Here is a 19,835-nt window from a genome sequence, read left to right on the forward strand (position 1 = left end):
TTTACCGGGACTGGATGATGCTCAACCGCTCGCCCACCACCATCTCGGTGATCCAGTCCACCAGGATTGAGGTGTAAGCCTGCTGGGACACTGGGTCGCTGAGGGAATGGTCGGCGCCGTCGATGATTCGGTGGGTCAGGGAGTGGGTCTGCTGGCACGCCGCGCGGTAGCTCATGATGGTGGCATGGGGCACGTGGTCATCGGTTTCCGATTCGACGATCAGCACATCACCGGTAAACGCCGAACACGCGTGCAAGGCGCGATTGGTTTCGGCGTGGACCAACGTGCTGCGGTAATCCATCAGGTCCATCTTGTCCAAGTCACGCTTGGGCTTGAGCCATTCGTCATCCCGATACAGCGCCGGCACGCGCAGTGCCAGCCAGCGCACCGGGCGCAATGAGGTGAGAATCGCCGCGAGGTAGCCGCCGTAACTGGTACCCACCACTGCCACTGCCGAGGTGTCGATGGCCGGGTGGGACAGCAGTCGGTCATAGGCCGCCAGCAGGTCGCGCAGGTTGTCTTCGCGGGTGACGCGGGACAATGGAATACCGGTGCCGGCGTGCCCGCGCAGATCGAAGGTCAGGCATACACAGCCCAAGCCGGCGATGCCTTTGGCCCGCTCGAGGTCTCGCTCCTGGCTGCCGCCCCAGCCGTGCACAAACAACACGCCGGGGACTTTGGATTTGGGGCTCAGGAAGGTGCCGCTCATCTGTTCGTCGTCGATATCGATCGCAATGCTTTCACTTCTAGCCGTCATAAGAGGTAACCGTCACATACTTGAGAAGAAACTCGCTGCTTTCCGCCGGGCCGCGATACACCTCGATGGCATTGGCCGGCAGCGGTTGGTCCACATAGGTTTCCACCGAGGACACATGGATCGCACGCAGGCCAGGGTTGTTGATAAAACTTTGCAGCGCTGCGACTTCCGCGCTGCTGGCCCCGCCCATGCGCCAGGATTGTTCGAGCACGCCGCTGCGGCGTTGGCCATTACTGTCCTGGCCTTGGGCGATGTCGTAATTACGCCGCGAGGCATAGAAGCCGGGGTAGGCCTCATCGGCGGCCGTGTCGAACACCTGGGCTTGCTCGATGGCTTCGCGTACGTCGTCGGCCAGTTCGAGTTGCAACAGGTCTTCGTAATAGCCGGGCACGACCAGCAGGTCGGAACCGCCGTAGACCTCTTCGCCCTGCCCGTCCTTTGTCAGGTATTGCTCGCCGCAGTAGCTGAACACGTGGCCGCCAATAAAACTTTGGCCAACACTGTGAGTGACCACATCGTGCAGGTCCTGCTCCAGAACAACCCCTTCGTTGAAGAGTTTTGCGGCGTCGGATCGCGCCAGCACGGCCTCGAATTCATCCAGGCTGTGGATAACTTCCTGGCCTCGGCCCGCGCAGGCGTGCACGGGTTTCAAGCGGATGGGGCCGCTGTGCAGCAAGCGTGCGGCTGCGAGCCGCGCGTCTTCCAGTGCGAAGACGCTCAAGCCGTCCAGCACGACATTGCGTACACGCTCGCAGAACAACGCCGACCAACCTTCCGGCGCTTTAGCGTCAGGGCCGAGCAAGCCATGACTGATGGCTTTGGTGCAGATGAAGTCGTGGTCGACGTAACCGCCCCACAAATCCTCCGGCCCTTTGATATTCAGCGCTCGCGCCTGGGCCGGGCCGACCAGGGTTTGTGTGGGCAACAGGTACAGCGCCCGCCGCGCGTGCAGATCAGCGTCGTAGCTGCCGCCGAATTTGAGCCCGAGAATCTGCGCCAACCAGCGCGCCAGGGCGCGATTGGTTTCGACCTCATGCAGAGGCGCGCCCTCACGTGTGGAGTGAGCTACCACCAGCTTCTTGCGTTGAGTCGGGGTCATGCGTCCCCCTTGGCCATCCCGCCATGTGTGTAGAGGGAACGTTGCAGAGATCAGGCCAAGGCGCGTTCGGACGGGATTGCATTCAAATCAACCAGTTGCCGAAAAACCGATGGCAGTTGGCCTGTTTTATTCTGCACGACGAAGCGTTAACGCGGCGGCGTTCTGCACGATTCACACGCCGAAACGGCTGCGGTAGTCGCTGGGCGAAAGGCCGGTGATCTTCTTGAAGGTGCCGCGAAAGGCACCGGGGTCCTGGTAACCCACGGTCCATGCGATATGGTCGATGGTGCCGTTGGTGAACTCCAGCATCTGCCGCGCCTTGCCCACCCGCAAGTGCTGACAGTACTCGGTGGGTTTCAAGCCCGTCGCGTTGCGAAAGCGCCGCAGGAAAGTGCGCTCTTCCAAACCCGCTTCCTGGGCCATTGCCGTAAGGGAAACATCCACCGCGCCACTGGCTTGAAGCCAGTGCTGAACCCTGAGGATGGCCGCGTCGCCGTGGCCGAGTATCGGCGCGAAGTTGCTGCCGCATTGGCTGGCGCTGTCACTGTGCTCGATCACCAGGAAACGCGCGGTATCGGCCGCGATGCTCGGGCCCATCAGGCGATCGACCAGGCGCAGGCCGAGTTCGGACCAGGCCATCAAGCCGGCGGTGGTGATCAGGTCGCCGTCATCGACGATGGGTTTATCCGCCTCCAGTCGCACCGCAGGGTAACGGGCGGCGAAGGATTTGGCGGACGACCAATGCGTGGTGGCACTGCGTCCGTCGAGCAAGCCACTGCGCGCCAGCATGATCGAGCCAATGCACACACCGCCCAGCACCGTGCCTGCCGCGTGTTGCTGGCGGATCCATTCCAGCAGCGCGGGCGGCGCCTGGTCTTCGGTGAATTCACCAATCGACGGCGGCACCAATACGGCCATCATCGGCTGGTCAGGGCCGGGATGGCTGCTGAATACGCGCGCCGGTTTGCCGGTAACATCCACCTGCCAATGGCTGACCCGCAGCAACGGCAATTGCGCGGACTGATGCTCGGCGGCGATGCGGTTAGCCACGCCGAACAAGTCAGTCAAGCCATGCACGGCCGCCAACTGCGCACCTTGGTAGATCAACACGCCCAGCTCGACAACCGCCATTGTCAGTTTTCCCCCTGTTATTGTCGGTGCAGCCAATCCCCGGTGCAGGCGCCAGCTAAGATACTGGGCCCATCAACCCATCACGAGACAATACACATGGCCAAGCAAGCGCTCATCCTAATCGATATCCAGAACGACTACTTCCCTCAGGGCAAGTGGCCACTCGACGGCGTGGACGCCGCAGCAGACAAGGCCGCGCAGGTGCTGCAGGCGTTTCGCCAGGCGGGTGATGCGGTGATTCATGTGCGTCACGAGTTCACCTCCGAGGACGCGCCATTCTTCACGCCGGGTTCCGAGGGTGCGCACCTGCACAGCAAAGTGCTGAACGAAGGCAATGAGCCGGTGGTGCTTAAACACTTTGTGAATGCGTTTCGCGAAACCAACCTGCGCGCACTGCTGGAACAACGCAGCATCACGGACGTGGTGGTGGTCGGTAGCATGAGCCATATGTGTATCGACGCGGTGGTACGTGCAGCAGCGGACCTCGGCTATAAGGTCACGCTGATCCATGACGCCTGCGCCACGCGGGATCTGGAATTCAATGGCAAGGTGATCCCGGCTGCGCAGGTGCATGACGCTTATATGGCATCACTGGCGTTCGGCTACGCAACCGTAGTATCGACCGATGAGTTCCTCGCCCCCGTGTAGGAGCCGGCTTGCCGGCGATAGCGTCACCACGGCCTACGCAGTGGCAATGATGAACAGGCGCGGAAACGGCAGCAACACCGTGCCATCAGCCAGGGCTGGATAGGCCTGGGTAATCCGCGCCAGGTATTCCTGCAGGAAGGCGGCTTTCTCGCTGTCGGTCAAAGGCGCGAGGAACGGTCTCAGCGCCGATGCCTTGAACCACTCCACCACCGCTGCGTGATCCACCAGCGGGTGCTGATAGGTGGTGCGCCACACATCGACCGTACTGCAATGCTTGCTCAGCAGTTCGTAGTAGTAGCTCGCGGTGTGGCGCTCGTTGTGTTTGACCGTTCCGATCTTGGCCGACCATGGACCCTCTGCCGCGACTTCGCGGGCAAGCCGGTGGGCGGGCTCATCGAGGTTGTCCGGGGTTTGCACCGCTAGCGTACCGCCGGGCGTCAGTTGGTGGACCAAGTGGGGGTAAAGCGTGGCGTGATCCGGTAGCCATTGCAGGGACGCGTTGGCCAGGATCACATCGAATGCTTGCGCCGGGTTCCAGGCGCCGATATCCGCCAGCTCGAAGTTCAGCGCCGGCAGCCGCTTGCGGGCGTCGGCCAGCATGTCGTCGGAGCTGTCCATGCCCGTGACGTGGGCTTGCGGGAAGCGTTCGGCCAGCACCTCGGTGGAGTTGCCGGGGCCGCAGCCCAGGTCCACGGCGGTGCGGACGTCAGTGTTTGGAATGGCCGCCACCAGGTCGCGAACGGGACGGGTGCGCTGCTGTTCAAACATCGTGTATTGCTTGGCAGACCAGGTCATCACGGCTTTCCTTCTTTTTGAGGTTGGCCACAGCCTAAATCTTGTGAGCCATGAGAACAAATGCCAGGATTGAAGCCCTCCCATACCTGAAAAGTATTCCTATGCTGGAGCTTCGCCAACTCAAGGCCTTTGTTGCCATCGCTGAAGAAGGCTACATCACCCGCGCGGCGGAACGCCTGGGCATGCAGCAGCCCCCGTTGACGCGGATGTTGCAAAACCTTGAGGCCGAATTGGGCGTGGTGTTGATGGAGCGCCTGCCCCGTGGTGTACGCCCCACCACCGCCGGGCTCGCGTTGCTGGATGAGGCGCGGGAGATCCTTGCGCACGCTGAAGGGATTGCAGAGGTGGTACGCCGTGCCGCACGCGGTGAACGTGGGCGCCTGGCGATCGGCTTCACCAGTTCGGCGGCGCTGCATCCTTTTGTGCCGAGTGTGCTGCGGCTGTTTCGCGAAACCTTTGTCGGCGTCACCGTGGTGCTGGAGGAAGCTGGCACCGGCGAACTGCTGGATGCCTTGTTACACGAAAAACTCGACGCGGCGTTTATCCGCTCGCCTCTCAGTGGGCTTCAATCGCTGCAGGACGAACCCATCCTGGTGGAACCGATGCTGCTGGCGCTGCCCACCGAGCATCCGCTGGCGCTTGATGCAGGCTCTCCCCTACCCTTGAAGGCACTGGCGACCGAATCCTTCGTGCTCTATCGCCGTCGCGTGGGCTTGGGGTTGTATGACGCGATTCTGGTGGCGTGTCGTGAAGCGGGGTTCAGCCCGCAGGTGGTCCAGGAAGCACCGCGCATGACGGCGACATTGAGCCTGGTGGCGGCAGGACTTGGTGTGTCCATCGTGCCAGCGTCGATGCAGCGGCTGCGCGGGGACGGCATCGTGTATCGGGAACTGACGGAGTGCCAGAGCCTGGTGGCGCCGCTGCATTTGGCGACGCGTATCGATGACGGTTCGGCCGTGTTAGGCCGGTTCAAGGATATGGTTGTCATCGCCGCTTCGACTGACGCTGATCACGGCCAATAAAAAACCCCCGAGGCCTGAGCCAAACGGGGGTTTTGCGTGTTCCGGACTTTAGAATCCTAGAACGGGATATCGTCATCAAAGCTGTCGAAATCCGGAGCCGGCTGCGGAGCGGCCTGCTGTGGCGCTGGACGCGACTCACGCTGTGGCTGCTGGCTTGGCTGTGGACGCGACTGTTGTGGACGCGGTGCCGAGTTGGACATGCCGCCCTGGCCCTGTTGGTCGCCCTGTGGACGGCCGCCCAGCAGTTGCATGGTGCCTTGCATGTCGACCACGATTTCAGTGGTGTAACGCTTGATGCCGTCTTTTTCCCACTCGCGGGTTTGCAGCTTGCCTTCGATGTACACCTGCGAACCTTTACGCAGGTACTCACCAGCGATCTCAGCAACCTTGCCGAACATCGACACACGGTGCCATTCGGTTTTCTCGACCTTCTGGCCGGTCTGCTTGTCGGTCCACTGTTCGCTGGTCGCCAGACTCAGGTTGGTCACGGCGTTACCGTTAGGCAAGTAGCGAACCTCGGGATCCTGGCCGCATGTACCGACCAATATGACTTTGTTAACCCCACGGGCCATAACGTTCTCCTAGGCTGGGCGCGCTGTCGGCACTGGGTTGACCAGTTGCTCGAGCGTCGCGCGATCCAATAATTCGGTGTCCAATTTGATGTAAATGGCCGCTTCTTCCGCGACCACGACTGCATCTGTTACCCCTACGACTGCCCTGAGGCGCTCTACCAGACCACTTTCGCGGATCGCCTCAGGCGATAGCGGCAAACGCAGGCTCGTGACGTAGGGAGGTTCGCGCATGGTAACAGCAAAGGCCAGCCAAAGTGCAGCCAGCCCGGCGCATCCAAGGAACACAACCGACAAACCGCCATGCTGGAACATCCAGCCCCCCATGATGCCGCCCAGTGCGGAACCGAGGAACTGGCTGGTGGAATACACCCCCATCGCCGTGCCCTTGCCACCGGCCGGTGAAACTTTACTGATCAGCGAAGGCAACGAAGCTTCCAGCAGGTTGAACGCGGTGAAGAACACCACCGTGCCGATTACCAGCGCCCGCAGGCTATCGCCGAACTGCCAGAAGAATAGCTCAGTGAGCATCAGCGTCGTGACGGCGCCGAGCAGGATTCGTTTCATTTTGCGTTTTTTCTCGCCATAGATGATGAACGGGATCATGGCGAAGAACGAAATCAGCAGCGCAGTGAGGTAGACCCACCAGTGCTGCTCCTTGGGCAGGCCGGCTTTTTCAACCAGCGCCAGGGGCAAGGCGACGAAGCTGCACATCAGCATCGCGTGTAATACGAAGATACCTAAATCCAGGCGCAGCAGGTCCGGGTGCTTGAGCGTCGGCAAGAGCGCCTTGCGTGCGACGCCCGACTCGCGATGCTGCAGCGTGCCGGTGGAGCGCGGCACCATAAAGGCAACGATCACGATGCCAAACAGCGCCATACCGCCGGTGGCAAGGAATAGGCCATGCAAGCCGAACGCACGGGTCAGCAAGGGACCGACCACCATGGCCACGGCAAACGACAGACCGATAGTCATGCCGATCATGGCCATGGCTTTGGTGCGGTGTTGTTCGCGGGTCAGGTCCGATAGCAAGGCCATCACCGCTGCGGAAATCGCGCCGGCGCCTTGCAGGATCCGTCCGGCAATCACACCCCAGATAGAGTCGGATTGGGCCGCGAGCACGCTGCCGAGGGCGAACACGATCAGCCCGAGGTAGATCACCGGACGACGGCCAATGCGATCGGAAATAATCCCGAACGGAATCTGGAAAATCGCCTGGGTCAGGCCATAGGCGCCAATGGCTAGGCCAATCAATGCGGGGGTCGCGCCTGCGAGATCCATTCCATAGGTCGCCAGCACCGGCAACACCATAAACATGCCCAGCATACGGAAGGCGAACACCAGGGCCAGACCGCTTGCCGCTCGGGTCTCGCCGCTACTCATGCGTTCGCTGTGGGGATCGTGCATGGAAAAACCTCGTGTGAACCGGCGGCGATTCTACCAGTCCCATCGATTGAGAGGGTATATGCGGCGGTTTGCCGCGCAGCTTTCATCTAAGGCTGCAAGCGGCCTTTTGACAGTGTATATTCATCCAGTCTTTAGCCGTATACTCCGGCATTATTTACGCCCGCCGTGCGAGGCCATCTTGGACAAGATCCTGATTCGTGGGGCTAGAACCCACAACCTGAAGAACATCGACCTGACCCTGCCCAGGGACAAACTGATCGTCATCACCGGCTTGTCCGGGTCCGGCAAATCGTCCCTGGCGTTCGACACGCTGTATGCCGAAGGCCAGCGTCGCTATGTGGAATCGCTGTCGGCCTACGCTCGCCAGTTCCTGTCGATGATGGAAAAACCCGACGTCGACACCATTGAAGGCCTGTCGCCAGCGATCTCCATCGAACAGAAATCGACCTCCCATAACCCGCGCTCCACCGTGGGCACCATTACCGAAATCTACGATTACCTGCGCCTGCTGTATGCACGCGTGGGTATTCCGCGTTGCCCGGACCACGACATTCCCCTGGAAGCCCAGACCGTCAGCCAGATGGTCGACCTGGTGCTGGCCCAGCCGGAAGGCGCCAAGCTGATGCTGTTGGCGCCGGTGATCCGTGAGCGCAAGGGTGAACACCTTTCCGTCTTCGAAGAACTGCGGGCCCAGGGTTTTGTGCGCGCACGCATCAACGGCAAGCTGTATGAGCTGGATGAAGCGCCGAAGCTCGACAAGCAAAAGAAGCATTCGATTGATGTAGTAGTCGATCGCTTCAAGGTGCGCGCCGATCTGCAGCAGCGCCTTGCGGAATCCTTCGAAACCGCGCTGAAGCTGGCCGACGGCATTGCATTGGTTGCACCGATGGACGACGAGCCGGGCGAAGAGATCATCTTCTCCGCGCGCTTTGCCTGCCCGATTTGCGGCCATGCCATCAGCGAGCTGGAACCCAAGCTGTTCTCCTTCAACAACCCGGCTGGCGCCTGCCCGACTTGCGATGGCCTGGGGGTGAAGCAGTTCTTCGACATCAAGCGCCTGGTCAATGGCGACCTGACGCTGGCGGAGGGCGCGATACGCGGCTGGGACCGGCGCAACGTCTATTACTTCCAGATGCTCGGGTCGTTGGCCTCGCATTACAAGTTCAGCCTGGAAGTGCCGTTCAACCAACTGCCGGCGGATCAGCAGAAGGTCATCCTGCATGGCAGCGGCTCGCAGAACGTCGACTTCAAATACCTGAACGACCGTGGCGATATCGTCAAGCGCTCCCACCCGTTCGAAGGCATTGTGCCAAACCTGGAGCGTCGTTACCGAGAGACCGAATCGGCCAGCGTGCGCGAAGAGCTGGCGAAATTCCTCAGCACCCAGCCGTGCCCGGATTGCCGCGGTACTCGCCTGCGTCGCGAGGCGCGGCATGTGTGGGTGGGCGAGAAGACACTGCCGGCGGTGACCAACCTGCCAATCGGCGATGCCTGTGAGTACTTTGGTGTGCTCAAGCTGACCGGTCGCCGTGGCGAAATCGCTGACAAGATCCTCAAGGAAATTCGCGAGCGCTTGCAGTTCCTGGTCAACGTTGGCTTGGATTACCTGTCGCTGGATCGCAGTGCCGACACCTTGTCCGGCGGTGAAGCCCAGCGGATTCGCCTGGCCAGCCAGATTGGTGCTGGCCTTGTGGGTGTGTTGTACATCCTCGATGAACCGTCGATTGGCTTGCACCAGCGCGACAACGATCGCCTGCTGGGCACGTTGAAACACCTGCGGGATATCGGCAATACGGTAATCGTGGTCGAGCACGATGAAGATGCAATCCGCCTGGCGGATTATGTGGTCGACATCGGCCCGGGGGCGGGTGTGCATGGCGGGCATATTGTCGCTGAAGGCACGCCGGCCGAAGTCATGGCTCATCCGGACTCACTGACCGGCAAATACTTGTCTGGTCGCGTGAAGATTGCAGTGCCGGCCAAACGCACGCCACGTAACAAGAAGCTGGCGTTGCACCTTAAGGGCGCGCGTGGCAACAACTTGCGCAATGTCGACCTGGAAATTCCACTGGGTCTGCTGACCTGCGTGACCGGTGTTTCCGGCTCGGGTAAATCGACGCTGATCAACAATACGTTGTTCCCCTTGAGTGCCACCGCCCTGAACGGCGCGACCACCCTGGAAGCCGCTGCCCACGACAGCATCAAGGGACTGGAACACCTGGACAAGGTGGTCGATATCGATCAAAGCCCCATTGGTCGTACACCGCGTTCCAACCCGGCGACCTACACCGGTTTGTTCACGCCAATTCGTGAGCTGTTTGCTGGCGTTCCGGAATCCCGCTCACGGGGTTACGGGCCGGGCCGGTTCTCGTTCAACGTCAAGGGCGGTCGCTGTGAAGCGTGCCAGGGCGATGGCCTGATCAAGGTGGAAATGCACTTCCTGCCAGACATCTACGTGCCGTGCGATGTGTGCAAGAGCAAGCGCTACAACCGCGAAACCTTGGAGATCAAGTACAAGGGCAAGAGCATCCACGAAACCCTGGAGATGACCATCGAAGAAGCACGCGTGTTCTTCGACGCTGTCCCGGCGTTGGCGCGCAAGCTGCAGACGCTGATGGATGTGGGCTTGTCGTACATCAAGCTGGGGCAATCGGCGACCACGCTGTCAGGTGGTGAGGCGCAGCGGGTGAAGTTGTCTCGCGAGCTGTCCAAGCGCGATACCGGCAAGACCCTGTACATCCTCGATGAGCCGACCACCGGCCTGCACTTCGCGGATATCCAGCAACTGTTGGACGTGCTGCACCGCTTGCGCGACCACGGCAACACCGTGGTGGTGATCGAGCACAACCTTGATGTAATCAAGACGGCAGATTGGCTGGTAGACCTGGGGCCGGAAGGCGGCTCCAAAGGTGGCCAGATCATTGCCGTGGGCACGCCGGAGCAAGTCTCCGAAATGCCGCAGTCGCACACCGGTTACTACTTGAAACCGTTGTTGGAACGCGACCGGGCCTGACTTTTTCGGGCCCAATGAAAAGCCCCTGTCACTTTGCGGTGACAGGGGCTTTTTTGTAGCCGGGCATCAGAACTGCGATTGCAGGTAATTCTCCAGGCCAATCAGCTTGATCAGGCCCAACTGCTTTTCGAGCCAGTAGGTGTGATCTTCTTCGGTGTCATTCAACTGTACCCGCAGGATTTCCCGGGTGACATAGTCGTTGTGCTGCTCACAGAGCTCGATGCCTTTGCAGAGCGCGGCACGGACCTTGTACTCGAGGCGCAGGTCAGCAGCGAGCATGTCAGGCACCGTAGTACCCACATCCAGATCATCAGGACGCATACGCGGCGTGCCTTCGAGCATGAGGATACGGCGCATCAGTGCGTCGGCGTGCTGTGCCTCTTCTTCCATCTCGTGGTTGATACGTTCGTAGAGCTCGGTAAAGCCCCAGTCTTCGTACATGCGCGAATGGATGAAATATTGGTCACGAGCAGCCAGTTCGCCCGTCAGCAACGTGTTGAGGTAATCGATTACGTCGGGGTGACCTTGCATCGCCCTACATCTCCCTGCTTGAAAGTCTGTAGTTTGAACCATGATGACTTGAAGGTCACGGGATCAACGGCAGAAAAGTGATGTTTTTCGGAGAAAAGTAGCTGAAATAACGCAAAAACCGCCCAAATGAGGGCGGTTCTGCTTATCGTTTAGAGTCAGTTAAGCGATACACCCAACGCCTTTGCGATTGCTTCTCCATAAGCCGGATCGGCCTTGTAGAAGTGCTGCAGTTGGCGCTGAACCACATCACTGGAAACGCCACCCATCGCGCCGGCAATGTTGTTGGTGAGCAAGGCCTTCTGCTCATCGTTCATCAAGCGGAACAGCGCACCGGCGTGGCTGTAGTAATCCGTGTCTTCACGGTGATCGTAACGGTCAGCCGCGCCACTCAGGGCCAATGCAGGCTCCGCATACTGGGGGGCTTGCTTTGGTGCATCGGCGTAGCTGTTTGGCTCGTAGTTAGGCGCTGCGCCGCCGTTGCTGCCGAAGGCCATCGAACCATCGCGCTGGTAGCTATTCACCTGGTTACGCGGCGCATTCACCGGCAGTTGCTGGTGATTAGTGCCAACACGATAGCGATGCGCATCAGCGTAAGCGAACACACGACCTTGAAGCATGCGGTCTGGCGACAGACCAACACCAGGAACCATGTTGCTTGGGCCGAATGCAGCTTGCTCCACTTCAGCGAAGTAGTTCTGCGGATTGCGGTTCAGTTCCAACTCGCCGACTTCGATCAACGGGAATTCCTTCTGCGACCAGGTTTTGGTCACATCGAAAGGGTTCTCGTAATGAGCGTTGGCCTGGGCCTCGGTCATGATCTGGATGCATACGCGCCATTTCGGGAAATCACCGCGCTCGATCGCGCCAAACAGATCACGCTGGGCGTAATCAGGGTCAGTACCAGCCAAGCGAGCAGCTTCAGCCGGCGCCAGGTTCTTGATGCCCTGCTTGGTCTTGTAGTGCCACTTGACCCAGTGACGCTCACCCTTGGCGTTGATCAGGCTGTAGGTGTGACTGCCGAAGCCGTGCATGTGACGGTAGCCGTCAGGGATGCCACGGTCCGAGAACAGGATAGTGACCTGGTGCAGCGCCTCGGGGGAGTGCGACCAGAAATCCCACATCATTTGCGCGCTTTTCAGATTGCTTTGCGGCAAGCGTTTCTGTGTGTGGATGAAATCCGGGAACTTCAAAGGATCGCGAATGAAGAACACAGGGGTGTTGTTACCCACGATGTCCCAGTTGCCTTCTTCGGTGTAGAACTTCAAGGCAAAACCACGTGGGTCGCGCTCGGTATCAGCCGAACCTCGCTCACCACCAACGGTGGAAAACCGCAGGAAAGTAGGGGTTTGCTTGCCAACGGACTCGAACAGCTTGGCGCTGGTGTACTGCGTAATGTCTTGGGTAACGGTGAAGGTGCCATAGGCGCCCGAGCCCTTGGCGTGTACACGGCGCTCAGGAATGTTTTCACGGTTGAAGTGGGCGAGCTTCTCGATCAGATGAAAATCGTCGAGCAGCAGCGGGCCACGCGGGCCAGCGGAGCGGGAATTCTGGTTATCCGCAACGGGAGCGCCGCTGGCGGTGGTAAGGACTTTATTCTGACTCATGCTCAATTTCCCTCAGGTCGGACTTGAAACTGCCGGCTAATCGGCTTGGAGGAAGTATTGATCATCAATATGACGCCTACAAATTCATTAAATTGTAGGCGTCGATAGAGAATAACTACCAGACTCCCCGACTTTCATAGTGCCGACCACAACCCGTGGGCGCTTGTACAAATCGCGCTTTTATTACGCGCACAAAAAACCGGGCACTAGGCCCGGTTCTTCGATACAGCTTGTCGTCTTACTCGGCGCTTACAGCTTCGCCGGCAGTAGCACGATCAACCAACTCGACGTACGCCATAGGCGCGTTGTCGCCAGCGCGGAAACCGCACTTGAGGATGCGCAGGTAGCCACCCTCACGGGTAGCGTAACGCTTGCCCAGGTCGTTGAAGAGCTTACCAACGATAGCTTTCGAACGAGTACGGTCGAAAGCCAGACGGCGGTTAGCCAGGCTGTCTGTCTTGGCCAAAGTGATCAGCGGCTCAGCAACGCGACGCAGTTCTTTAGCTTTCGGCAGTGTAGTTTTAATCAGCTCGTGCTCGAACAGCGACACCGCCATGTTTTGGAACATGGCCTTGCGGTGCGAGCTGGTACGGCTCAGGTGACGACCACTTTTACGATGACGCATGGTTCATTCCTTACCAAACTCACGTTCGGTGATTACGACGATCAGGCAGTCGCCTTGTCGTCCTTCTTAAGACTTGCAGGCGGCCAGTTGTCGAGGCGCATGCCGAGGGACAGACCGCGGGAGGCCAGAACGTCCTTGATTTCAGTCAAGGATTTCTTGCCCAGGTTCGGAGTCTTCAACAGTTCTACTTCGGTACGCTGAATCAGGTCGCCGATGTAGTAAATGTTTTCCGCCTTAAGGCAGTTAGCCGAACGTACAGTCAGTTCCAGATCGTCAACCGGGCGAAGCAGGATCGGATCGATCTCGTCTTCCTGCTCGATTACCACTGGTTCGCTGTCACCTTTGAGGTCGACGAACGCAGCCAACTGCTGTTGCAGGATGGTTGCAGCGCGGCGGATAGCCTCTTCAGGATCCAGAGTACCGTTGGTTTCCAGATCAATAACCAGCTTGTCCAGGTTAGTACGCTGCTCGACACGGGCGTTTTCCACCACGTATGCGATACGGCGAACCGGGCTGAACGAAGAGTCAAGCTGCAAGCGACCAATGCTGCGGCTTTCATCTTCATCGCTCTGACGCGAGTCGGCCGGTTCATAACCACGACCACGAGCTACGGTGAGCTTCATGTTCAGGGCGCCGTTAGACGCCAGGTTAGCGATTACGTGATCGGGGTTAACGATCTCGACATCATGATCCAGCTGAATATCGGCAGCGGTAACCACCCCCGAACCCTTCTTCGACAAGGTCAGCGTAACTTCGTCACGGCCGTGCAGCTTGATAGCCAGACCTTTAAGGTTCAACAGGATTTCAATTACGTCTTCCTGTACACCTTCGATGGCGCTGTACTCGTGGAGCACACCGTCAATCTCGGCCTCGACTACTGCACAGCCGGGCATTGAGGACAACAGGATGCGGCGCAGCGCGTTGCCCAGGGTGTGGCCAAAACCACGCTCGAGAGGCTCGAGAGTAATTTTGGCGCGGGTTGGACTGACAACCTGCACATCAATGTGGCGGGGTGTCAGGAACTCATTTACCGAAATCTGCATGGATGCACCTATTTTCTAGCCCTTACTTGGAGTAGAGCTCGACAATCAGGCTTTCGTTGATGTCGGCGGACAGATCACTGCGAGCAGGAACGTTCTTGAAAACGCCCGACTTCTTCTCAGTGTCTACTTCTACCCATTCTACGCGGCCACGTTGGGCACACAGATCGAGAGCTTGGACAATGCGAAGTTGGTTTTTTGCTTTCTCGCGAACTGCGACCACGTCACCAGCACGAACCTGGTAGGACGGAACGTTTACGGTCTGACCGTTAACGCTGATCGACTTGTGCGATACCAGCTGACGGGATTCGGCACGAGTCGAACCAAAGCCCATACGGTATACAACGTTGTCCAGACGGCATTCGAGCAGTTGCAGCAGGTTTTCACCGGTTGCACCTTTCTTGCCAGCAGCTTCTTTGTAGTAGCCGCTGAACTGACGCTCGAGAACGCCGTAGATACGACGGACCTTCTGCTTTTCACGCAGTTGGGTGCCGTAATCGGACTGGCGACCGCGGCGTTGGCCGTGGATACCAGGTGCTGCTTCAATGTTGCACTTCGATTCGATCGCGCGCACGCCGCTCTTCAGGAAGAGATCGGTGCCTTCGCGACGAGCGAGTTTGCATTTTGGACCAATGTAACGAGCCATTCTTTACAATCTCCTGGATTACACGCGGCGCTTCTTCGGCGGACGGCACCCGTTGTGCGGGATTGGCGTCACGTCGGTGATGCTGGCGATCTTATAGCCACAGCCGTTCAAAGCACGAACAGCAGACTCACGACCTGGACCTGGACCCTTGACGTTAACGTCGAGGTTTTTCAGGCCATATTCCAGCGCAGCTTGACCAGCACGTTCAGCAGCTACTTGAGCAGCAAACGGGGTGGACTTGCGGGAACCGCGGAAACCCGAACCACCGGAGGTAGCCCAAGAAAGCGCGTTACCTTGACGGTCGGTGATGGTCACGATTGTGTTGTTAAAAGAAGCATGGATGTGGGCGATGCCATCAACCACTGTCTTTTTAACTTTTTTACGAGGACGAGCAGCAGGTTTTGCCATGATAATTTTCCTGTCGATTCGCTGGGGCGATTACTTGCGGATCGGCTTACGCGGACCTTTACGGGTACGCGCGTTAGTCTTGGTACGCTGACCGCGTACTGGAAGACCACGACGATGACGCAGACCGCGATAGCAACCGAGGTCCATCAAACGCTTGATTTTCATGTTGATTTCGCGACGCAGGTCACCTTCAGTGGTGAACTTCGCCACTTCGCCACGCAGCTGTTCAATCTGCTCGTCGCTCAGATCCTTGATCTTAGCGGCTGGGTTTACCCCAGCAACTGCGCAAATTTTCTGCGCAGTAGTGCGACCAACACCATAGATGTAGGTCAGCGAGATAACAGTGTGCTTGTTATCTGGAATGTTAACGCCTGCAATACGGGCCATTCAGTGGGACTCCAATTGACAGCTACCTACGCCCCGGAAGCCAAGAAATAGGGCGCGAGATAATATCGCTGTAATAACAAATAATCAACCCGGCAGCGCACTAGCTGCCGGGCTTCAAGCGGATCACACTCAGCCTTGGCGCTGTTTGTGACGCGGTTCCGCGCTGCAAATTACTCGAACAACACCTTCGCGGCGAATAATCTTGCAGTTACGGCACAGCTTTTTCACCGATGCACGAACTTTCATCACCAACTCCTCGAACCTTATGGGGTACTCAGCGCAACATGCCGCTGCCGTAGCCCTTCAGGTTGGCTTTCTTCATCAGGGATTCGTACTGGTGCGAAACGAGGTGCGATTGTACTTGGGACATGAAGTCCATCACAACCACGACCACGATCAGCAACGAGGTCCCGCCAAGGTAGAACGGAACGTTTGCTGCAACCACCAGGAACTGGGGCAACAAGCACACGGCCGTCATATATAGAGCACCGAACAGGGTCAAACGAGTCAGAACGCCATCAATGTAGCGTGCAGACTGCTCACCTGGACGGATGCCCGGAATAAAGGCACCGGACTTCTTCAGGTTTTCCGCTACGTCTTTCGGATTGAACATCAACGCCGTATAGAAGAAGCAGAAGAAAATAATCCCTGCACTAAACAGCAGAATATTCAACGGCTGACCAGGAGCGATCGACTGAGAGAGGTCCTGCAGCCAGCCCATGTTTTCGGACTGACCAAACCAGGTACCCAACGAAGCCGGAAACAGCAAAATGCTGCTCGCGAAAATTGCCGGAATAACACCGGCCATATTCACTTTCAGCGGCAAGTGGCTGGTCTGCGCAGCAAAAACCTTACGGCCCTGCTGACGCTTGGCGTAGTGAACAGCAATACGACGCTGGCCACGCTCAATGAACACCACAAAACCGATAATCGCTACTGCCAGCAAACCGATGGCAACCAGGGCGAAAATATTGATATCACCCTGACGTGCAGACTCGAAAGACTGCCCGATCGCTCTCGGAAGACCGGCGACGATACCTGCGAAAATCAACATCGAGATACCGTTGCCAACACCACGCTCAGTAATCTGCTCACCCAGCCACATCATAAACATCGCACCAGCCACAAATGTGGATACCGCGACGAAATGGAAGCCAAAGTCACCAGTGAACGCAACGCCCTGCCCTGCCAGGCCAACGGACATGCCGATAGCTTGAACCAGGGCGAGGACGACAGTGCCGTAGCGGGTGTACTGGCTAATCTTGCGACGGCCAGCTTCACCTTCCTTCTTCAACTGCTCCAGCTGCGGGCTGACGGCGGTCATCAGTTGCATGATGATCGATGCCGAAATGTACGGCATGATCCCCAGTGCAAAGATGCTCATCCGCTCCAGCGCGCCGCCGGAAAACATGTTGAACAAGCTAAGAATGGTCCCCTCATTCTGTCGAAACAGGTCTGCGAGTCGGTCCGGATTGATACCTGGAACCGGGATGTGTGCGCCTATTCGGTAGACGATAATCGCCAGGAACAGAAAACGCAGACGAGCCCAAAGTTCAGACATACCGCCTTTGCCGAGCGCTGAGAGAGCACCTTGCTTAGCCATTTATTCCTCGAACTTGCCGCCAGCTGCTTCGATAGCCGAACGCGCACCTTTGGTGGCGCCGATTCCCTTGCCGATAGTGACAGCGCGAGTCACTTCACCGGACAGCATGATTTTCACACGCTGTACGTTGACGTTGATCACGTTGGCATCTTTCAGGGTCTGCACAGTAACGATGTCGCCTTCCACTTTAGCCAGCTCGGACAGACGCACTTCTGCGCGGTCCATGGCCTTCAGGGATACGAAACCGAACTTAGGCAGGCGACGATGCAGCGGCTGTTGACCGCCTTCAAAGCCTGGAGCGATGGTGCCACCGGAGCGGGAGGTTTGACCTTTGTGGCCACGGCCACCAGTCTTACCCAAACCGCTACCGATACCACGGCCCGGACGATGCTTTTCGCGACGGGAACCCGGCGCTGGACTCAGATCATTGAGTTTCATCGATTAACCCTCTACACGCAGCATGTAGTAAGCCTTGTTGATCATCCCGCGATTCTCGGGAGTATCCAGGACTTCTACAGTGTGACCGATGCGACGCAGACCCAGACCTTTAACACACAGTTTGTGGTTAGGGATGCGGCCGGTCATGCTTTTGATCAGCGTTACTTTAACGGTAGCCATGATCAGAAGATCTCCTTGACAGTCAGACCACGCTTGGCAGCGATGGACTCAGGAGATTGCATAGCTTTCAAACCTTTGAAAGTGGCGTGAACCACGTTTACCGGGTTAGTCGAGCCATAGCACTTGGCCAGAACGTTCTGAACGCCAGCAACTTCGAGGACAGCACGCATAGCGCCGCCAGCGATGATACCGGTACCTTCAGAAGCAGGCTGCATGTACACCTTCGAAGCGCCATGGGCGGACTTCATTGCGTACTGCAGAGTGGTGCCGTTCAGATCAACTTGGATCATGTTGCGACGAGCAGCTTCCATTGCCTTCTGGATCGCAGCAGGCACTTCACGTGACTTGCCACGGCCGAAGCCAACACGGCCTTTACCATCACCTACCACGGTCAACGCGGTGAAGGTGAAGATACGGCCGCCTTTAACGGTTTTGGCTACGCGGTTAACTTGAACCAGCTTCTCAATGTAGCCTTCGTCGCGCTTTTGGTCGTTATTTGACATAACTTAGAACTCCAGCCCAGCTTCACGAGCAGCATCAGCCAGCGCTTTCACGCGACCGTGGTACTTGAAGCCAGAGCGGTCGAAAGCCACTTGCGAGACGCCAGCGGCCTTAGCACGCGTAGCGACCAGCTGGCCAACCTTTGTGGCCGCGTCGATGTTGCCAGTGGCACCATCACGCAGTTCTTTATCCAAAGTCGAGGCGCTTGCCAGGACTTTGTTGCCGTCGGCCGAGATGACCTGGGCGTAGATGTGCTGCGACGAGCGGAACACGCAGAGACGCACGACTTCGAGTTCGTGCATTTTCAGGCGTGCTTTGCGAGCGCGACGCAGTCGAGTAACTTTTTTGTCGGTCATTTGCTATGCCCTACTTCTTCTTGGCTTCTTTACGACGGACGACTTCGTCCGCGTAGCGCACACCTTTGCCTTTGTACGGCTCTGGTGGACGGAAGTCGCGGATCTCAGCGGCCACTTGACCTACTAGCTGCTTATCGATGCCCTTGATCAGGATATCGGTCTGGCTAGGGGTCTCAGCAGTGATGCCCGCTGGCAGTTCGTAATCCACAGGGTGCGAGAAGCCAAGGGCCAGGTTCAAAACCGTGCCTTTTGCTTGCGCTTTGTAACCAACACCGACCAGCTGGAGCTTACGCTCGAAGCCTTGGCTTACGCCTTGGACCATGTTGTTTACCAACGCACGCGTGGTACCGGCCATTGCGCGAGTTTGTTGATCGCCATTGCGAGCAGCGAAACGCAGCTCACCAGCTTCTTCAACGATCTCAACGGACGAATGGATGTTCAGTTCAAGAGTACCCTTGGCACCCTTCACCGAAAGCTGTTGGCCTGCGAATTTGACTTCGACACCGGCTGGCAGCTTAACGGGGTTCTTAGCGACGCGAGACATGCTTATCCCCCCTTAGAACACAGTGCAAAGAACTTCGCCGCCGACACCGGCAGCGCGCGCAGCACGATCCGTCATCACACCTTTGTTGGTGGAGACGATAGACACGCCCAGACCGCCACGAACTTTCGGCAGATCTTCAGCGGACTTGTACTGACGCAGGCCTGGACGGCTAACGCGCTTCACTTCCTCGATGACCGAACGGCCTTCGAAGTACTTCAGCTCGATGGACAGCAGTGCTTTTACATCGCTGCTGATCTGATAACCCGCAATGTAGCCTTCGTCTTTCAGGACTTTGGCAACAGCTACCTTCAACTTGGAAGATGGCATGCTTACGACGGACTTTTCAGCCATCTGGGCATTACGGATACGAGTTAGCATGTCCGCTAACGGGTCCTGCATACTCATGGGCTAGACGCTCCTAATACAAAAAAATTAGCCTTGCGGCTACATATGTCGCCGAGAATCTCCGGGTAAAAAACACGGGCTCAGGCGAGCCGCGTATTTTAGACACACTCCGGAAATGAAACAAGC

Annotated in this window: 24 protein-coding genes; 3 read left to right on the forward strand and 21 right to left on the reverse strand. The window is 58.1% G+C overall.

The features are described from left to right. Position 1: 1 nt before the first annotated feature. From EJ576_RS17995 to EJ576_RS18005, 3 genes are all read right to left on the reverse strand, one after another. Complete coding sequence (locus EJ576_RS17995; protein ID WP_122727787.1) at positions 2 to 757, reverse strand: S9 family peptidase; 756 nt, start codon at positions 755 to 757, stop codon at positions 2 to 4. Continuing rightward, the gene (locus EJ576_RS18000) at positions 747 to 1,856 is read right to left on the reverse strand and encodes a DUF3182 family protein (RefSeq protein ID WP_126570810.1); all 1,110 of its coding nucleotides are present in this window, start codon (positions 1,854 to 1,856) and stop codon (positions 747 to 749) included. Before EJ576_RS18000 ends, EJ576_RS17995 begins: the two co-directional genes overlap by 11 nt. Before the next feature lie 171 nt (positions 1,857 to 2,027). Further along, entirely contained in the window at positions 2,028 to 2,987 is a 960-nt protein-coding gene (locus tag EJ576_RS18005) for a GlxA family transcriptional regulator (RefSeq protein WP_126570811.1), read from the reverse strand. 96 nt (positions 2,988 to 3,083) lie between these two features. Here EJ576_RS18005 and EJ576_RS18010 point away from each other — a divergent pair, with 96 nt between their 5' ends. Beyond that, a complete protein-coding gene (locus tag EJ576_RS18010; RefSeq protein ID WP_122727782.1) occupies positions 3,084 to 3,635 on the forward strand; it encodes a cysteine hydrolase family protein in 552 nt (183 codons plus the stop codon). 33 nt (positions 3,636 to 3,668) lie between these two features. On the opposite strand, the gene tam is transcribed toward EJ576_RS18010, so the two are convergent. Further along, complete coding sequence (gene tam / locus EJ576_RS18015; protein ID WP_122727780.1) at positions 3,669 to 4,430, reverse strand: trans-aconitate 2-methyltransferase; 762 nt, start codon at positions 4,428 to 4,430, stop codon at positions 3,669 to 3,671. A gap of 101 nt (positions 4,431 to 4,531) precedes the next feature. Between tam and EJ576_RS18020 the strand changes: the two genes are divergently transcribed. Then, complete coding sequence (locus EJ576_RS18020; RefSeq protein ID WP_178083551.1) at positions 4,532 to 5,452, forward strand: LysR family transcriptional regulator; 921 nt, start codon at positions 4,532 to 4,534, stop codon at positions 5,450 to 5,452. 56 nt (positions 5,453 to 5,508) lie between these two features. Here the strand turns inward: EJ576_RS18020 and EJ576_RS18025 are convergent, their stop codons facing one another. Both EJ576_RS18025 and EJ576_RS18030 read right to left on the reverse strand, forming a co-directional pair. Then, a complete protein-coding gene (locus tag EJ576_RS18025; RefSeq protein WP_003232445.1) occupies positions 5,509 to 6,024 on the reverse strand; it encodes a single-stranded DNA-binding protein in 516 nt (171 codons plus the stop codon). Positions 6,025 to 6,033: 9 nt separating this feature from the next. Continuing rightward, on the reverse strand, positions 6,034 to 7,428 hold the full coding sequence (locus EJ576_RS18030) for an MFS transporter (RefSeq protein ID WP_126570813.1): 1,395 nt from the start codon (positions 7,426 to 7,428) through the stop codon (positions 6,034 to 6,036). A gap of 178 nt (positions 7,429 to 7,606) precedes the next feature. On the opposite strand from EJ576_RS18030, the gene uvrA reads away from it, so the two are divergent. Continuing rightward, positions 7,607 to 10,441 (forward strand): excinuclease ABC subunit UvrA, encoded by a 2,835-nt coding sequence (gene uvrA, locus EJ576_RS18035; protein WP_028618130.1) that lies wholly within the window; start codon positions 7,607 to 7,609, stop codon positions 10,439 to 10,441. Positions 10,442 to 10,507: 66 nt separating this feature from the next. On the opposite strand, the gene bfr is transcribed toward uvrA, so the two are convergent. The 15 genes from bfr to rpsH all read right to left on the reverse strand — a co-directional run bounded on the left by bfr (position 10,508) and on the right by rpsH (position 19,709). Continuing rightward, a complete protein-coding gene (bfr, locus tag EJ576_RS18040; protein ID WP_003176400.1) occupies positions 10,508 to 10,972 on the reverse strand; it encodes a bacterioferritin in 465 nt (154 codons plus the stop codon). A 155-nt stretch (positions 10,973 to 11,127) separates the two neighbouring features. Then, positions 11,128 to 12,576, reverse strand: coding sequence for a catalase (locus EJ576_RS18045; protein ID WP_123475821.1), 1,449 nt, complete (start codon positions 12,574 to 12,576; stop codon positions 11,128 to 11,130). Between the two features lie 238 nt (positions 12,577 to 12,814). Then, the gene (gene rplQ / locus EJ576_RS18050; RefSeq protein ID WP_003176402.1) at positions 12,815 to 13,201 is read right to left on the reverse strand and encodes a 50S ribosomal protein L17; all 387 of its coding nucleotides are present in this window, start codon (positions 13,199 to 13,201) and stop codon (positions 12,815 to 12,817) included. A gap of 41 nt (positions 13,202 to 13,242) precedes the next feature. Continuing rightward, a complete protein-coding gene (gene rpoA, locus EJ576_RS18055) occupies positions 13,243 to 14,244 on the reverse strand; it encodes a DNA-directed RNA polymerase subunit alpha (protein ID WP_003176403.1) in 1,002 nt (333 codons plus the stop codon). A 22-nt stretch (positions 14,245 to 14,266) separates the two neighbouring features. After that, on the reverse strand, positions 14,267 to 14,887 hold the full coding sequence (rpsD, locus tag EJ576_RS18060) for a 30S ribosomal protein S4 (protein WP_003176404.1): 621 nt from the start codon (positions 14,885 to 14,887) through the stop codon (positions 14,267 to 14,269). An 18-nt stretch (positions 14,888 to 14,905) separates the two neighbouring features. Next, entirely contained in the window at positions 14,906 to 15,295 is a 390-nt protein-coding gene (rpsK, locus tag EJ576_RS18065) for a 30S ribosomal protein S11 (protein ID WP_002555466.1), read from the reverse strand. A gap of 30 nt (positions 15,296 to 15,325) precedes the next feature. Continuing rightward, the gene (rpsM, locus tag EJ576_RS18070; protein WP_003194635.1) at positions 15,326 to 15,682 is read right to left on the reverse strand and encodes a 30S ribosomal protein S13; all 357 of its coding nucleotides are present in this window, start codon (positions 15,680 to 15,682) and stop codon (positions 15,326 to 15,328) included. Between the two features lie 129 nt (positions 15,683 to 15,811). After that, entirely contained in the window at positions 15,812 to 15,928 is a 117-nt protein-coding gene (gene rpmJ / locus EJ576_RS18075; protein ID WP_002555468.1) for a 50S ribosomal protein L36, read from the reverse strand. Positions 15,929 to 15,956: 28 nt separating this feature from the next. Next, a complete protein-coding gene (gene secY, locus EJ576_RS18080; RefSeq protein WP_003194637.1) occupies positions 15,957 to 17,285 on the reverse strand; it encodes a preprotein translocase subunit SecY in 1,329 nt (442 codons plus the stop codon). Further along, a complete protein-coding gene (gene rplO / locus EJ576_RS18085) occupies positions 17,286 to 17,723 on the reverse strand; it encodes a 50S ribosomal protein L15 (protein ID WP_003176407.1) in 438 nt (145 codons plus the stop codon). It lies immediately after the preceding gene. A gap of 3 nt (positions 17,724 to 17,726) precedes the next feature. Further along, complete coding sequence (gene rpmD, locus EJ576_RS18090; RefSeq protein ID WP_003186033.1) at positions 17,727 to 17,903, reverse strand: 50S ribosomal protein L30; 177 nt, start codon at positions 17,901 to 17,903, stop codon at positions 17,727 to 17,729. 2 nt (positions 17,904 to 17,905) lie between these two features. Next, a complete protein-coding gene (gene rpsE, locus EJ576_RS18095; protein ID WP_003176409.1) occupies positions 17,906 to 18,406 on the reverse strand; it encodes a 30S ribosomal protein S5 in 501 nt (166 codons plus the stop codon). 3 nt (positions 18,407 to 18,409) lie between these two features. Next, entirely contained in the window at positions 18,410 to 18,760 is a 351-nt protein-coding gene (gene rplR, locus EJ576_RS18100) for a 50S ribosomal protein L18 (protein WP_003186037.1), read from the reverse strand. Between the two features lie 10 nt (positions 18,761 to 18,770). Further along, on the reverse strand, positions 18,771 to 19,304 hold the full coding sequence (gene rplF / locus EJ576_RS18105) for a 50S ribosomal protein L6 (RefSeq protein ID WP_003194640.1): 534 nt from the start codon (positions 19,302 to 19,304) through the stop codon (positions 18,771 to 18,773). Between the two features lie 12 nt (positions 19,305 to 19,316). After that, complete coding sequence (rpsH, locus tag EJ576_RS18110; protein ID WP_010206883.1) at positions 19,317 to 19,709, reverse strand: 30S ribosomal protein S8; 393 nt, start codon at positions 19,707 to 19,709, stop codon at positions 19,317 to 19,319. Positions 19,710 to 19,835 lie beyond the last annotated feature (126 nt).

This window comes from Pseudomonas sp. C 49-2 (assembly GCF_003970195.1).
Classification (GTDB): Bacteria; Pseudomonadota; Gammaproteobacteria; order Pseudomonadales; family Pseudomonadaceae; genus Aquipseudomonas; species Aquipseudomonas canadensis.